The sequence below is a fragment of the Vreelandella halophytica genome, assembly GCF_968193635.1.
In genome coordinates this window covers 1717424-1733178 of record NZ_OZ309107.1, presented here as the reverse complement: position 1 = coordinate 1733178, position 15755 = coordinate 1717424, and the positions used below count along the sequence as shown (strand labels likewise).

Genomic DNA, 15755 nt, shown 5'->3' with positions numbered 1-15755 from the left:
CAGGAATGGGCGCGTGGATCAGTCGCTGTAGATCCCCGGCGCGCCGGATTCGGCAAACGCCCAGCACTCATGAATATCGGTGGGCAAGGTGCGCCCTTCGGAAAGTGGCGGCAATTCATCGAGAGGGAAAAACGCCGCCGCGTCGGTTTCGTTATTGGCCACGAATGCGCCGCCTTCTAACGTGCATACGTAGAACAGCTTATAGATGTGATCCGGCGAGTAGTAAGCGTAGGGGTGCAGGCTTCGATCCTTGAGCATGGCAAGGCGCGGGTTGCTCGCTCGGTGCCCGGACTCCTCGAAGATCTCCTTGAGCACACCTTCGCTCGGGCCTTCGTTGACATCCGCCCAGCCGCCGGGCAGCGTCCAAAGGCCATCCTTGATTTCGCGCACCAGCAGCACCCGGCCGTTTTCATCGAACACCGCGCCGCGCACGTCCACTTTGGGCGTGGCGTAGCCCTTGTCCGGGATGATCAGGTTTTCGATCTTCTCGACGGGTACATCGCCCAATACGGCAAACATCTGGTTGGTCAGCGTCTCGAGCTGGCGGTAGCGCTCCAGCTCGTACTTGTTGGTGGTGTAGGTCTGCCCGGTCTGGGCAATCGAGCGAAGGGACTTGGCGAAAGCGAGCCAGTCGTGGGTCATGGCGGTCATCCGTGTCTGTCTGCAAAAATGGCGTGCCATCAGTCCAGGGTCTGTCTGAAAAGTCGACGAGCGAAGACAAGACAAGGCAAAAATTGGCGAAAAAACGGAGTTTACATGTGTAAATGAGTATTTTGATCGGACTCGCGCGCGAGCCAATTTTTAACGCCGTATTGTCGAGCGCAGGCACTTTTCAGACAGAGCCTAGCGGGTTACGTCTCGGCCGAGGCATTTTCACCAGGTCTGGTCGGCGTCCGGCGGGCCGATATTCAGCGGCGTATCCGGGGCAATATCGATCACACCTTCCAGGCAGCGAATACGCTCCGCCGCGGCGCTGTCCGCCTCGCCGGTGATACAGCCGATTGCGTCCAACTGCTCCTTGATTCGAAGCCCCTGTTCTTGCAAATGTATCGCCATATCGCTCATCGAATACTCACTTGATAGCGTAACGATCCAGAACTCGACTTTTTGCATCGTGACCTCCCGGCACTACGTAAGCGGCCGCGCCGAGCGCGGCCGCCGTGGCTCTTGTAGCCGTCATTATCCCCGCATTCAGGGCGCCTGCACCAGCCCCGCACCAACATAAGCCTCCGAGCCAGACAAACGCCGCGCCGAGGCGACCAGCCGCTGCCATAGCTCGGTTCCGCGAAGCGAGGCATCCGACTGCGCCCAAAGCGCGGCGCAGCCCGCCACGTGGGGCGTGGCCATACTGGTGCCGCTGATGGTGCGGTAATTCTGGGGCCGTGGCCAGGCGGAGAACACGTCCCGCCCCGGGGCGGCAATCTCTACCTTACCAAAGTTGGAAAAGTTGGAACGAGCGAGGTTCGGGTCCAGCGAGGCCACCGACATGATGGTCGGCGAATTGGCCGGGGAGCCGGTACGCGCCCCTTCGTTACCGGACGCGGCAATGGGCAGGCAGCCACTCTGTAGCGCGGCTTGCCCGGCACGGGTGAACGCCGTTTGCACCGGGCTTTGACCGCCCAGCGACATGGAGATCACCTCGCAGCGGTTGGCGACCGCCCAGTTCATCCCCGAGAGCACGCTCCCTCCGGCGCTGCCCCCGGAGTTGGTCAGCACCTTGCCGGCGTAGATCTCGGCGGCCGAGGCCACACCATAAGCGGGTGTACGTCCATTCATCGCGCGGGGCCCGCAGGCGGTGCCGATACAGTGCGTGCCGTGGCCGTGAAGATCCTGCACGGGTTCACCGACGAAGGAGCGCCCGAACATCGAACGGCCCGCAAAATCCGGATGCCCTGGGTCGATGCCGGTATCGAGCACCGCCACCTTGATGCCGGCACCGGTCCAGGCGCTCTGGGGCACGCGACACTGTGCCAGCCCCCAAGTGACTTCATCGGCGCTTGGCTCGAAGGGCTGGCTGCCCCGTTCGTCGAGCTGGCCCAGGTCCTCGGCGATGACATTGGCCGCGCGTAGAAAGCCCCGCAGATACTCGGCGCTTTCCGAAAACGTGAAGTACTCCGGTTCGATTGATGCGATGGCGCTCTGGGCGAACAGCTTGTCGTCACTGCGCATCTCCCGCAGCTCTAGAGCATCGCCACCCAATAGCGCCACGCCCAGCTCGGGAAACACCATCACTTCCGCATCCCCCGCCTCTTCCAGGTTGGCCACCTGTTCACTGAAATCCCGCGCATCGGCCACGCGAAACTGCTGATCCTTCAGCACCTTGATTCCTTCATCCAGCATCCCCTCGCGGTAGCTCACCAGGTACCGGCCGGTTTCCAGACAATTGCCGCCTCGCTCGAGGGCGGCCATCAGCAGCCGTTCCGACCCGCAAGCGATCGATTTTATCGGTGCATTCGCGTTAGTGGATTTCCCGCCGCCGTTACCTTTCGATTTCGTCGCCATGGTGATGTCCTCCTGATTGCACTTTGCTGGAGGGCGACCCGAGGGCCCCGGGCCGCCTGAAGAGGCCGATCAAGGTTCCAGAAAGCTGCGTAAGGGCTGGAAGCGATGAAATGCCTCATGCTTTCAGCCTAATGCATGTGTCTGATGATGCCAGGACCTTTTAATTTGCGCTCATAACCTAACGGTCATTCATATTTCGAAATACGCAATGAAAAAAGACGCCCTTCAATTGGCGCTCTTTCGGCGGATGGCCCACCAGACGAAGCCGATGAACAGCGCCTGCAGCGGCAAGCGAAAATACAAAAGCCACAGGGGAATGGCCGGAAACTGCTCGGGGTGTAGCGCCATTTGTACATTGGCGGGGAAGACCGCCACCATCAACGCGATTAGCCCCCACCCTGCCAGCCGCCGGGTTCGGGGAAGCAAAATGCCGATGCTGCCCATAAGCTCGAACGCGCCGCTAATCAAGACCAGCTCGCGGTGATAGCCCAGATAACCCGGCATGGCCTGCACGAAAAAATCGGTCAGCGCGAAATGCGCGACGCCGCCGAGAACGAAGAACAGGGAGATGATAATAATAGGGATGGCAGGCATGAGCGGCTCTGTGGGTCAATCCGTTCGTGAGTCGATATCTTCGAGGACGGCCACCCGCTACCGATCAAGCGGGCATAAACACCCTCACCACCACGTCAATTTATAATTATAGCACTCCACTTTGCCCCCCCCCCTTAGAACCTTTTAAGGACGATACTAATTAAGTGCTCTTTCCACTATTTCACGGCAATGAATTTCCGTCGTTGAAAACAAAGGAACCCCCTTGTGTTCTGAATCAGTTATTAGCAAAGGAATTTCAGTACAACCCAAAATTACACCTTGCGCCTCTTGCGCAATCAATTCTTCTATGACGGATAAAAAGCCATGCCTTGTTGCTTCACTGAAGTCATTTAATACCAATTCTGATACGATTTTCTGATGAACGTAGTTTCTAGAGGCTTGCTCAGGCACTATGGCTTCGATGCCAAAGTTTTGAAGGGCACCTTTATAGAACTCTGTTTCCATGGTTTTTTGTACGCCCATAAGACCCACACGATCCAAGCCCATTTTTTGAATGGATTTAGCAGTTGCATCTCTAATATCCACCAATTCAACATCATACCTGGCTTTTATAGAACACATAAAACGATGCAACCCATTCGCGCATAACGCGACTACCTCTGCGCCTCCAGAAACAAGTACTTCTACAGCGTCGAGAATCATTTTCTCGCACAACTTTTCTGTCGGGTCGCTACTTTGATTTTCGAGGAACAATCCCTCGTCAAGGCTTTCGATTAAAAGGTGGGCACTTTTATGGCCACCACATTCTTGATGGGTCAAAACATTTATATGTTTGTAATACTCGAGTGTAGACACCCAGCCTAGCCCACCCACTAATCCAATTTTCTTCAACTCACATACTCCTTTTTTTTAAACCCTATTGCCTACGGTGAAAAAAGCCTCAAAGGTATCAGACTGCCCAATATTTGATCCAGTAAACGTGCTTGCACGTTTAACAGAAAAATACTGCCTATAAAATCCACCCTGATTGTTGGGCATTACTGATTTGAAACTTCAAATTGACTGCGTACGCATAATTCACGTAGCCGCTGCATTTGCCAGCACACCCAGCTCAAGGCGGAGATGGGCTTCATGTCGACACCGCCTTTACGATCCACGATGTTCACGCTTATCGGGTTGCCCTGCCCTATAAACGATTATTTTACTCAGTAAATTAGCAAATGGTGATAGGCCATGTCATCAGCCAGTTAAGCATTCACCGAACTGGCTTCACCGTTGCCTTCATTTCCAGCCGACAATCACGACAGAGTTGGCTATCTCGTTCTCCTACCGGCATGAATGCCATAGGGTGGACTGTAAACCTTAAATTACTCGACAACGCTTTTTTAACGTGCGGATTCAAGAGCCGATTCGACTTGCCGATAGCTACTGTTATCGTTGATTGGAGTCCTTTGATGTTTAATCTTCTCTTCAAGAAAAAGACCAAAAACCCGCGCGGAGGATGGGCTGCGCTTCGCCAGCTACATGATCAGATGGAAATGGGCATGCTCTCCATCACGCTGAATGCCGACCTCTCGATTTCGGGTCTGAACGAGAGGTTTGTCGATGCCCTTGGTTACCCACGAGAGCAAGTTTTGGGGCGGCCGATGACGGATTTTTTGCCCTCCTACGTCGCGGAGCTTTCTTGCTTTCGCGCTTTCAAACAAGCCATCTCGGTGCTCGCTCCGGTCAACGACAACTACCGCTACTTGCGAGCCGATGGCTCCCTGATCTGGCTGAATATCGACTGGCTACCGGTACGCGGTGCGGGCGGTAAGCTCGCTTATGTGCAAGGTTACGGCCGCGACGTCACCCAGAAGGTGGAAGGCGCCAAAGAGAGCGAGTCGTTCATTGCCGCGCTGATCCGCTCCACCGCGGTCATCCAGTTCAAGCTCGATGGCACCATCATCACCGCCAACGATCAGTTCCTGCAGGCCATGGGGTACTCGCTCGAACAGATAGTCGGCCAGCACCACCGTATGTTCTGCACCAAAGAAGAAGTTGGCTCGCCGGAGTACGCGGCCTTCTGGGATAAACTCAACAGCGGTGAGTATGTCGCCGACCGCTTCAAGCGGATCGACAGCCGAGGGAGCGAAGTGTGGCTGAGGGCCACTTATAACCCTGTTTACAACGCGGAAGGCCACCTTTGCAAGGTGGTGAAATTCGCCACCGTCATCACCGACCAAATGGCGCAGGAAGCCCAGGTACGCGAAGGCGCCAGCCTGGCGTTCGAAATATCCCAACGAACGGATGAGAGCGCCGATAAAGGCGCGACCGTGATCCAGCAGACCGTCGAAACCATGCGCCATATCACCACGGAAATGCAGACGGCGTCAGATAGCATCGAAGCACTGGATAAACAGTCCCTACAGATCAACGCTATTGTACAAACCATTGGCGGAATCGCGGTACAAACGAACATGCTGGCGATCAACGCCGCCATCGAAGCCGCCAAGGCCGGCGAGCAGGGGCGCGGGTTCGCGGTGGTGGCCGATGCGGTGCGAAAGCTTGCAGCCAGCACCAGCGCAGCCACCGTGGAGATTACCCAAGTCGTTCAGAAGAATCAGACACTCTCGCATGATGTCATGCGCCAGATTTTCAGCACCCGGGAAGAAGCCGAACAAGGACTGGAACTGGCAAGCCAAGCGGGTACGGTGATTCTGGAGATTCAGGAAGGCGCTAAACAGGTCGTCGATGCCGTACAGCGGTTTTCCAACGACTTGCAGTAGCGCCTGGGGTGATTACTTTTCACCCTCAGACGCTTTTGCTTTATCGTGTGGCGACCTCCCCGTTCAATGAACGGGGAGAGACGTTCAGCGCGCGGCGTTGCCCATCACCCGAAGCGCGTTAATTTCGATAACGAGCGCTTCGCGGGTTCTGTCCAATGCGCTTACCTCTTCAAGCACGGCGTCGCGCCGATCATTGGCCTCTTCGACCTCAGCGTTTAACGCCTCAAGCTCCGATTCGACCTGTTCACGGGCCTCTTCAGCCTCCTGGCGTGATTGAAGTGCATCGTCCCGGGCAGCTTCTGCCTGCTGGATCTCGTTTTCACGCTCGGTAGTGGCCTCTTCGAGTTCCTCGAGACGGCGCTGCCTTTCGTCGATCTGCTCGTCGAGCGTCGTGAGTTCTTCTTCACGGCTTTCACGCTCTCCCTGCAAGGCGCTCAAATCTTCTTCGGCATTGGCGATGTCCGCTCGCGTCGACGCCAGCGCCGCTTGCGCTTCGCTCTGCTCGGCCTCGAGAGCGTTCGTTCGCTGCTGCAAGGTGGCAAGGTCGAGCTCCGCGGCCTCCACCTCTGACATCTGAGCCTGAACCTGTTGATGCTCACGCTCTGTTTCGGCCAATCTCGCTTCAAGCGCGTCGTTCGACTCTCCTCGCGAGTCGGCAATGAAGTGCGCCACGACGGCCCAGACGACCGCCACCATCAGGAGTACCAAAAGCACCTTTACCCGGTTATCGCTCAGAAATCCTGTCGATGATGATTTATGTTTCCCTGTCATTGGTGCATCCCTCTCACTCGATCTATCGCTCATTATCGTTACCACGGCTATACATCGGTAACTCGTGATCTTACCCCTTGTAAATATGGAGGAAAGTTTCCGTTTCGGCCAGCGAAGAACTGACACGCCGCCACTTGAACATGGCGCTGCTGACGGCAGCGTTTCGGGCATGCGTTGGGCGCGTCAAATCTGGCCGAGGTCGATCACGGCGTGAGAGACGCATCCCATGGCACCTGGGGGCAGGGCAACGCGCCGTTGCGGGCTTGCGGCCTTCCGACCCAGCCGACTGTCCAAAGCTCACCCATGCAAAATGCTCGTTGGCTCGAGTACGTACTCTAAAAAAAGAAGGTTTTACCTTTTCTTGAAAGCCAGCAATATATAACAATGTACATTGCGGCTTTTTAAGCTACTATCGACTTTCAAGCATTGTTGAAATACTGTTTTATTAGTCAATTCATTAACTCATATAGGTAGTTATCATGAGCAAAGGCCAAGACAGTAAAAAAGACACCAAAAAGAAACCCCTTTTAACAGCCAAAGAAAAGAAAGCCGCAAAAGCATCGAAGAAAAAAGAGACTAACGTATTGGGAAATTGAACGAGTCTCCCCGTTCAAATACCCCTATACCTTGCCAGGTTCGATAGGCCAGCCGCGTCTTATATGTTTAAGATGAGAAGGTCGACCTGGCGTTCTGAAGCTGTAAAAGTTTCATGATTTCTTCAGCCTCGACAGGGCGACTTAGCAAATAGCCTTGAGCAAATGGGCACTCCATCTCTTTTAAACACTGTAATTGAGGATCGGTCTCGACACCTTCGGCCGTAATATCGATATTCAAGGCCCGGCCTAACGACAAGATACTTCTAACGATGGCTTCGCTTCGTTGGAAAGTCATCATTCGGGATACGAATGACTGGTCGATTTTGATGGCATCGATCGGATAGCGGTCGATGTAGCCAAGGGCACTGTATCCGGTCCCAAAATCATCCAGTGCGATACGCACGCCATGCTCTCGAAGGCTCTCCAACACGCTGGCTATTTTGTCGGGCTGGTGGAGAAAAACGGATTCCGTGATTTCGACTTGAAGATCACGGGCATCGATACCGGTCTGCGCGAGGATATCCTTTACCTGGCTGACGTAACCGGCTCGGCTAAGCTCGATACCCGAGACATTCACGTTCAGGTGCAATGTCAGCCCAGGGAACGCAGTTTTCCAGCGCTTGAGTTCAGCACACCCTTCTTGCATGACCCAGCGGCCTAGTTCGTGTATGACCCCGATATCTTCGGCGACAGGAATAAAGCGGTCCGGCGATACCCGGCCAAGCACCGGATGATGCCATCTCACCAATGCTTCGGCGCCGGAGATACCCCCTGAAAGGGTGCTGTAAATAGGCTGATAGACAACGGAGAACTCATTATTCGCCACGGCCTGCTTTAGCGCATTCTGCATTGCCAGCGCCTCGATGGCCGCCTCGCGCATGGATACATCGAACAGGGCCCACCGCCCCCGGCCATGTTTCTTGGCGGCATACATGGCAATGTCAGCATCACGCAGTAGATCCTCTGGCAAGGTATGCGTCACATCCGCGGTGACTATACCGATGCTGCAGGAGGTAAAAAGGTCGTGCCCATCGATCACGATCGGCAAACTCAGTTGATCGACAATGCGTTGGGCAAGGTTGGTCGCCAGCGACGTTGGGACCTCGCCCACCAGCAGAATGGCAAACTCATCGCCACCGACCCTGGCTAATACATCCTCTTCTCTAATACATTTTTCGAGCCGCCGTGCGACCTTTTCGAGCAGTATGTCGCCTGTTCGGTGGCCCAGGCTGTCATTGACGAATTTGAACCTATCGACATCCAGAAAAAGTACCGTAGCGGTGGGTGTTTTGGGGTAGTCGTCATTGCTAAAGAGATCTCCCAACAGCGTCATCAGGTACGACCGGTTATACAACGACGTCAAGTCATCGTGGTAAGCGGCGTAGGACAACTCTGCTTCGATGCGCTCGCGCTCTTTTAAACGACTTTCCAATGCGACCTTTTCTTCCCGGTCGGCAAGCGCCTGTAACGTCAAATGCTCGGATTTCTTGCGCTCGCTGATATCCCGCTGCACGGAAACCCAATGAGTGAACCAGCCTTTCTCGTTGGCAACCGGGACAATGCTCAACTCGACCCAAAAGTGGCTGCCGTCGCGGCGGGTATTGAGAATTTCGACTTCGATGGACTGCCACTTTGAAAGCGCGTTTCGAATGAGATCCAGGGTGTCACGACTGGTCTGCTCGCATTGAAGTATTCTCGGCGTCTGCCCAATCACTTCGGATAACGTATAACCCGTGGTATTCAAAAAAGCCGGGTTGCAATAGACGATTCTGGGGCCAGGCTCGTCGATGGGCTCGGCCTCTGTAATCAGGATCGCATCCTTGGCATTGACCACGACGGACTCTAATAAACGAAGGCGTTCCATGAACGTTTTTTGCTGCGAAACAAACGCCTCGGCTTGTCGTTGAAGCGTTTGGCTAATGAGCGCTGCATGCGTTTGTAAGGCATAGACTTGTGCATTGCTCAATCGCTTTTGTGGCGAAGAACCGCTTAACAACAGTACCCCTATCGTTTCCCCCTTTTCGCCCTCTACCGCTTGGCCAACTATAAATTCATGTCCGGGGCCACTTAGCTTTTGAAAAAAATCGGGCAGGGATCGAGCTAACGCGTCATCGATGATGAGGGGTTGGCTGTCGGTAAAATTCGATTTCAGCCACTGTTCGACCTGGCTATTAAACGCCAGTTCGAGCTTGACTGGGTAGCTTGCCAGAAGGCCCCATTCAGTCTCTGCACCGCCTACCAGGAGCCCGGTTGGGCAATCTACTGAGCAGGCTGCCGCCTTGACGAGCAAGCTCAAAGCATTGTGATGAGGTTCATTGCCAACAAAAGCCATGTCGATCGCCTGTAAAGAGCCTTACCAAGGAAAATAAATACAGGAGCTTTATTCTTTTTATTTTACCGTATAGAAAAGGCGTTAGACGGCGAGTACTTCTACCAGAACGTGATACCCGTAACGCAGCGCCAATCCCAGCTTAGCTTCAAATTTGCGTTGATTGCATCATTCCTGATTAATTTTATGCTGATGAAACCGTCTTTGTTCCTGCCCGCTTGTGGTCAAGGGTTTAAAAGCCTGTCGGCGCCCTGCCGTCATGTTGTCGAGCGCTGCCATTCGGCCCAGATCTGGCGAGTCATTAACGCACCCCCGGTGTTACCAGGGGCGCGATCTGTTTTGTTTAGCTGACCGGGATCATGACGACTTTCTGAAAGGCAGGGCGCTCGGTCAGGGCCTGGTACCAGCGCTCGAGGTGAGTACGTGGATTCCAGGTGAGGCCGCAGTTCCAGAGGTTGTAGACGAACGGGGCCACGGCGATATCGGCCAGGCCGAACTGCTCGCCGGAAAGCCACGTTTGATTTTCCAACGCTTCATCGAGCAGTTGGAAAAGCTCTTCACACGCGGCAGTGCCGGCTTCGAGTTTCTCGAGATCGCGGGCCTCCGGCGGAGTGCGCACGTAGCCCATCAGCATGACGCGATGGTTCGGCGAGAGCCGCGTATTGGCCCAATCCATCCACTTCTCGGCCTGGGCGCGCTTGGCCGGTGACTCAAGCCAGAGCGCGCCTTCACCGTACTGAGCCGCCAGATACCGCATGATGGTATTGGATTCCCACAGCACGCTGTCGGTGGCGTCGTCTTTTAGAACCGGCACAAGGCCGTTGGGGTTCATCGCCTTGTATTGTGGCGTGTCGTTGACACCGTGCTGCAGGCCCGCCTGGATCTGCTCGTAGTCCAGGCCCTGCTCTTCGAGTACCCAGCGTACTTTTTTAACGTTGGTGGAGTTATCGCGGCCCCATAGCGTAATCATGGCAATCCTTGTCGTTGATCGATGGTAAGACAGAAAGTGTGGCTTGCGTTGAATAGCGTGGCAAGCCTGGCCTTTGCGGGCACCTTACGTTGCACCTCGCAGGATTCGTTACCCTGTTATGGGGTTTCATTGCCTTGGTAGAAGGTCATCAGGCTGGAGAAATCGAGCCGGCCGTGGCCCTGGGCTTTATGCAGGGTAAAGAGCGCGCGGGCGGCCGAGCCCATGGGCACGGGAGCAGCGCTTTGCTGGCTGATGTCCATGGCGAGCCCCAAGTCCTTGGTCATCAAATCCACCAGAAAACCACCCTGGTAGCCTTTCGAGGCCGGCGCGTTTTCCATCACCCCCGGGTAGGGGTTATAGACGTTGAGCGCCCAGTTGCCGCCGGAGCTCTGCTTCATGATCTCGGAGAGTACGCCGGGGTCGAGGCCGTTTTTCACGCCCATATTGATCGCCTCGCAGGTGCCGGCCATCAGGATCGCGAGGAGCATATTGTTACACGCCTTGGCCACCTGCCCCGCGCCATGCTCGCCGGCGTGAAAAATGTTCTTGCCCATGACATCGAGTATGGGCCTTGCCTGGGCGAACTGCTCTGAGCTTGCGCCCACGATAAACGTAAGCGTTGCGGCCTGGGCGCCCCCTACGCCGCCGGAAACCGGTGCATCGATAAAATGGATGCCTTTCTCTTCGGCGGCGGCGGCCACATGGCGGGCGGTGCCGGCATCGATGGTGGAGGAATCGATCACCAGCGCTCCGGGTTTGATGACGTCGAAAAGCGGCGCCTGGCCCTCCAGGAACAGCGCGCGAACGTGTTGCCCGGCGGGCAGCATGGAGATTATAACGTCGGCGCTTTGCACGGCCTCCACCGCCGAGGCCGCGACTTCACACCCCTGGGCTTTGGCGGTCTTTAATGCTTGCTCACTGACATCGAAGGCGCGAACATCGAACCCGGCTTTGGCAAGGTTCGCAGCCATCGGGCCTCCCATGTTGCCCAAACCGATAAAGGCGATACTGGTCATCAGGATTGTCCTTGTTGTTGGTTTTATCGATAGCCGCCTTTATTAGCGAAGCGAGGCCAGCGGGCTCTCCTCCCAGGGCGAGGCCAAGAGCTCGTCGATGAAGAACTGCTCCACCGAGGCGGCATCCGGGTAGGTCCAGGCCGGGTTGGCGTCCTTGTCGACCAGTAGCGCACGTACCCCTTCGGGAAACTCCCGGTGACGGCAGCACTGTACCGACAGCGAAAGCTCCGAGCGGAACACCTCGGCCAACGACATATAGCGGGCACGCTTGAGCTGCTCGTCGATCAACGTGACCGACACGGGACTGCCGTGGGCCAGGGTTTTCTGGGCACGGCTAAACCAGCTGTCGTCGCTTTCTACCGCCAGAATGGCGGCCACGGTCTGCTCGGTGGTGTCGTGATCCATCAACTCACGGATCAGCGGAATCGAATCGAGTACCGGGGTGGCCATTTCGGCGAAACTGGCGGTAGAGGCCTGCTCCAACTCGCGTAGTGAGCGGTTGACCACGCCGAGGGCGTCGATGGTGCCATTTTTTTGCCAGTCGGCAAGCGTGAGCGAACTCATCAGCGCCTCGAACTGATCGGCGGCGATGCAGCGGTCGGCCAGCCCCAGGTGGACGGCGTCCCGGGCGTTCACGGGGCTTCCGGTCATGGCGAGAAAGCGCCCGGTGCCCACGGGCAGGCGGTTCAAAAACCAGCTCGCCCCGACATCCGGGTAAAGGCCGATGGTGACCTCGGGCATGGCGAGTCTCGAGGTCTCGGTCACTACGCGATGGCTGCAGCCGCTCAATAGTCCCATGCCACCGCCCATCACGATACCACTGCCCCAGCAAATGATCGGTTTGGCGTAGGTGTGCAGCTCGAAATCCAGCTGGTACTCATGGGTAAAAAAGCGCTCGGGGAAGTCCGGGTCGTCTTTCTCGCCGGTGATCGATTGATACAGGCTCACTACATCGCCGCCGGCGCAGAAGGCTTTATCCCCGGCGCTGGTGAGCAGCACCGCCACGACCTTCGGATCATCCAGCCAGGTGGCCAGTTGCGGGCGGATCGCCTCGATCATTTCCAGGGTCAACGCATTGAGCGAGCGCTCGGCGTTGAGCACGATTTCAGCCAGGGTGTGGCCGTCTTTGGTGGCGTGCTCGTTAAACAGTACGCTACTCATTGAAGCATCCTTGTTCAGTCAAACGTCATCTTCACTATAGCTCGCCCGCGCCTTCGGCCAACACCCGGCGGGAAATAATCAAGCGCATGATCTCGTTGGAGCCCTCCAGAATGCGGTGCACTCGCGTGTCGCGAACGAAGCGTTCCAGCGGGTACTCCTTGATATAGCCGTTACCGCCGTAGAGCTGTAGCGCCTCGTCGCACACTTTGAAACCCACATCGGTCGCGAAACGCTTGGCCATGGCGCAGTAGGTGGGCGCATCCGCGTGGCCGGCGTCCAGCCGGGTAGCGGCCATGCGCACCAGCTGGCGGGCGGCGGTCAGCTCGGTCACCATGTCGGCCACGCGAAACTGCAAGGCCTGAAACTCCGCCAGTCGTTTACCGAACTGCTTGCGCTCGCGCATGTAGTCACAGGCCATGTTGAGCGCCTGCTGGGCGGTACCTATCGAGCAGGTGGCGATGTTGATCCGCCCGCCGTCCAGGCCCTTCATGGCGATTTTGAACCCCTCGCCTTCGCTGCCCAGCAGGTGGCTTTCGGGTACGCGTACGTCTTCGAAGGTCACCATGCGGGTAGGTTGGCTGTTCCAGCCCATTTTGTCTTCTTTACGCCCGTAGCTGATACCCGCGGTTTTGGCGTCCACGGCAAAGGCGGAAACGCCGGCCGCGCCTTCGCCACCGGTACGCGCCATGACCACCAAAAAGTCGGTACTACCGGCGCCGGAGATAAACATCTTGCTGCCGCTGAGCACGTACTCCTCGCCTTCCCGCCTGGCGGTGGTCTTGAGCGAGGCGGCATCCGACCCAGCTCCCGGCTCGGTCAAACAATACGAGCCAAGCAGTTCGCCAGTGGCAAGCCGTGGCCCCCACTGCTCGACTACGTGAGCCTTGCCGAAATCCGCCAGCATCCAGGTCACCATGTTGTGAATGGTGAGATACGCCGTGGTCGAGGTGCAGCCCATCGAAAGCTGCTCGAAGATGATGCTGGCATCCAGCCTGGAAAGGCCAAGCCCGCCTACGCGTTCCGGGGCGTAAAGGGCGCAAAACCCTAGCTCGCCGGCCTTTCTGATCACATCCACCGGAAAGAGCGCCTCGGCGTCCCACCGGGCTGCATTCGGCGCCAGCTCCCTCTGGGCAAAGGCCCTGGCCATATCGGCAAAGGCTACCTGGTCGTCACTCAGCTCGAAATCCATGGCGAGTCTCCTGCAAATGCCCCCGCTGTGGCGGCGCGGGCCTTACGTGTTGTCGTTATTGATTAGACGTCCATTGAATTGACGTATACGTTAACTTATCGCTTTGCCTGCCCAAGCGCAACGTTCTCCACCGCTTCCTGGCAAAGACCATGAGGACGCAATCGGCTATTTCTTTACGTTAACGTCAACTTGTTTTAGCCTCGATACAAGAGTCGGCTTAAAACACCCTGTCAGAGACACCTTTTATGAGCAGAACCTACTCGATCAGCGAATTGGCTAACGAGTTCGATGTGACCACGCGCAGCATTCGCTTTTACGAAGACCAGGAGCTTTTAAGCCCCACGCGGCGCGGCCAAACGCGTATTTACAGCAGCCAGGACCGGGTGCGGCTCAAGCTGACCCTGCGCGGCAAACGGCTGGGGCTGTCGCTTGCCGAGATTCGTGAACTTTTCGAGCTGTGGGACGAAACCCGCAGCGGAAGCGAAAAGCAGCTCACACTGATGCTGAGCAAAATCCGCGAGCGCCGCGCCGCGCTCGAGCAGCAGATAAAAGACATCACCATGATGCAGCTCGAGCTCGAAAGCGCCGAAAGTCGCTGCCGCCAGGCACTGGAAGAACTCGAACAAAAGCCAGCCGAGAAGAAGCGTTCCGAGCCCTCCTCCTGACATCGGCGGCCAAGGCTCACGGAAAACTCAAAAACAATTCAACAAAACGCAGGTGACCGACCATGCACTCGCTCTATTCGGAACTCGACTTTGGCCTGGATGAGGACATGACCATGCTGCGCCGCGAGGTGAACGCCTTCGCCGCCAGCGAGATCGCCCCCCGAGCTGCGGAAATAGACCAGCAAAACGAATTCCCCAACGATTTGTGGAAGAAGTTCGGCGACATGGGCCTTCTGGGCATTACCGTGGGGGAAGAGGATGGCGGTAGCGGCATGGGGTATCTCGCCCACTGCATCGCCATGGAGGAGATCTCCCGGGCCAGCGCCTCCGTTGCGCTCTCTTACGGCGCGCACTCCAATCTCTGCGTCAACCAGATCAAGCGTAACGCCAGCCCCGCCCAAAAAGAGCAATACCTGCCCAAACTGATCAGCGGCGAGCATATCGGCGCGCTTGCCATGTCCGAGCCCGGCGCCGGCTCGGATGTGGTATCGATGAAGCTTCGCGCCGAGAAAAAAGGCGATACCTACGTTTTGAATGGCAACAAAATGTGGATCACCAACGGCCCGGACGCGGATGTGCTGGTGGTCTACGCCAAGACCGACCCGGACGCCGGCTCGAAAGGCATCACCACCTTCTTGATCGAGAAAGGCATGCCGGGTTTCTCCACAGCGCAGAAGCTCGACAAGCTGGGTATGCGCGGCTCCAACACCTGCGAGCTGGTGTTTCAGAACTGCGAAGTGCCTGCCGAGAACGTGCTGGGCGACGTCGGCAAGGGCGTGAACGTGTTGATGAGCGGGCTCGACTATGAGCGCACAGTGCTGGCCGCCGGTCCCATCGGCATCATGCAGGCGGCCCTGGATGTGGTCGTGCCCTATATTCACGAGCGCAAGCAGTTCGACCAGGCCATCGGCGAGTTTCAATTGGTGCAGGGCAAGGTAGCGGACATGTACACCACGCTCAACGCCTGCCGGGCGTATCTTTACGCGGTCGCCGGGGCCTGCGATCGCGGCCATACCTCGCGCAAGGACGCCGCCGGGGTAATTCTCTACTGCGCCGAAAAGGCCACCCAAGTGGCGCTCGATGCCATTCAGCTGCTCGGCGGCAACGGCTATATCAACGAATACCCCACCGGGCGGCTTTTACGCGACGCCAAGCTCTACGAGATTGGCGCGGGCACCAGTGAAATACGCCGCATGCTGATCGGCCGTGAACTCTTTACCGAGAGCCGTTGAG

14 protein-coding genes are annotated in these 15755 nt (G+C 56.8%); 3 read left to right on the top strand and 11 right to left on the bottom strand.

What is annotated here, in order from left to right; genetic code table 11:
* Positions 1-18 precede the first annotated feature (18 nt).
* The 5 genes from ACWHXT_RS08155 to ACWHXT_RS08135 form a co-directional block, all read right to left on the bottom strand.
* Positions 19-642, bottom strand: coding sequence for an NUDIX hydrolase (locus tag ACWHXT_RS08155; RefSeq protein ID WP_447957884.1), 624 nt, complete (start codon positions 640-642; stop codon positions 19-21).
* Positions 643-873: 231 nt separating this feature from the next.
* Entirely contained in the window at positions 874-1113 is a 240-nt protein-coding gene (locus ACWHXT_RS08150) for a hypothetical protein (protein WP_447957883.1), read from the bottom strand.
* 78 nt (positions 1114-1191) lie between these two features.
* Positions 1192-2502: a S8 family serine peptidase gene (locus tag ACWHXT_RS08145; RefSeq protein ID WP_447957882.1), complete on the bottom strand. Its 1311-nt coding sequence runs from the start codon at positions 2500-2502 to the stop codon at positions 1192-1194.
* A gap of 225 nt (positions 2503-2727) precedes the next feature.
* Positions 2728-3096, bottom strand: a complete 369-nt coding sequence (locus ACWHXT_RS08140) for a DoxX family protein (protein WP_447928979.1) — start codon at positions 3094-3096, stop codon at positions 2728-2730.
* Positions 3097-3252: 156 nt separating this feature from the next.
* Complete coding sequence (locus ACWHXT_RS08135; protein WP_447928978.1) at positions 3253-3948, bottom strand: aspartate/glutamate racemase family protein; 696 nt, start codon at positions 3946-3948, stop codon at positions 3253-3255.
* Between the two features lie 563 nt (positions 3949-4511).
* Here ACWHXT_RS08135 and ACWHXT_RS08130 point away from each other — a divergent pair.
* Positions 4512-5825: a methyl-accepting chemotaxis protein gene (locus ACWHXT_RS08130; RefSeq protein ID WP_447957881.1), complete on the top strand. Its 1314-nt coding sequence runs from the start codon at positions 4512-4514 to the stop codon at positions 5823-5825.
* 84 nt (positions 5826-5909) lie between these two features.
* Here ACWHXT_RS08130 and ACWHXT_RS08125 read toward each other — a convergent pair whose 3' ends face one another.
* The 6 genes from ACWHXT_RS08125 to ACWHXT_RS08100 form a co-directional block, all read right to left on the bottom strand.
* Positions 5910-6596 carry a hypothetical protein gene (locus ACWHXT_RS08125; RefSeq protein WP_447957880.1) on the bottom strand — a complete coding sequence of 229 codons (687 nt, stop codon included), beginning with the start codon at positions 6594-6596 and terminating at the stop codon, positions 5910-5912.
* 663 nt (positions 6597-7259) lie between these two features.
* Entirely contained in the window at positions 7260-9524 is a 2265-nt protein-coding gene (locus tag ACWHXT_RS08120) for a putative bifunctional diguanylate cyclase/phosphodiesterase (protein WP_447957879.1), read from the bottom strand.
* A gap of 340 nt (positions 9525-9864) precedes the next feature.
* On the bottom strand, positions 9865-10491 hold the full coding sequence (locus ACWHXT_RS08115) for a glutathione S-transferase family protein (protein WP_447957878.1): 627 nt from the start codon (positions 10489-10491) through the stop codon (positions 9865-9867).
* A 116-nt stretch (positions 10492-10607) separates the two neighbouring features.
* Entirely contained in the window at positions 10608-11507 is a 900-nt protein-coding gene (mmsB, locus tag ACWHXT_RS08110; protein WP_447957877.1) for a 3-hydroxyisobutyrate dehydrogenase, read from the bottom strand.
* A gap of 42 nt (positions 11508-11549) precedes the next feature.
* The gene (locus ACWHXT_RS08105; RefSeq protein ID WP_447957876.1) at positions 11550-12668 is read right to left on the bottom strand and encodes an enoyl-CoA hydratase/isomerase family protein; all 1119 of its coding nucleotides are present in this window, start codon (positions 12666-12668) and stop codon (positions 11550-11552) included.
* Positions 12669-12702: 34 nt separating this feature from the next.
* Positions 12703-13857: an acyl-CoA dehydrogenase family protein gene (locus tag ACWHXT_RS08100; RefSeq protein WP_447957875.1), complete on the bottom strand. Its 1155-nt coding sequence runs from the start codon at positions 13855-13857 to the stop codon at positions 12703-12705.
* 245 nt (positions 13858-14102) lie between these two features.
* Here ACWHXT_RS08100 and ACWHXT_RS08095 point away from each other — a divergent pair, with 245 nt between their 5' ends.
* Both ACWHXT_RS08095 and ACWHXT_RS08090 read left to right on the top strand, forming a co-directional pair.
* Positions 14103-14522 carry a MerR family transcriptional regulator gene (locus ACWHXT_RS08095; protein WP_447957874.1) on the top strand — a complete coding sequence of 140 codons (420 nt, stop codon included), beginning with the start codon at positions 14103-14105 and terminating at the stop codon, positions 14520-14522.
* A gap of 62 nt (positions 14523-14584) precedes the next feature.
* Positions 14585-15754, top strand: coding sequence for an isovaleryl-CoA dehydrogenase (locus ACWHXT_RS08090; protein WP_447957873.1), 1170 nt, complete (start codon positions 14585-14587; stop codon positions 15752-15754).
* Position 15755: the final 1 nt, after the last annotated feature.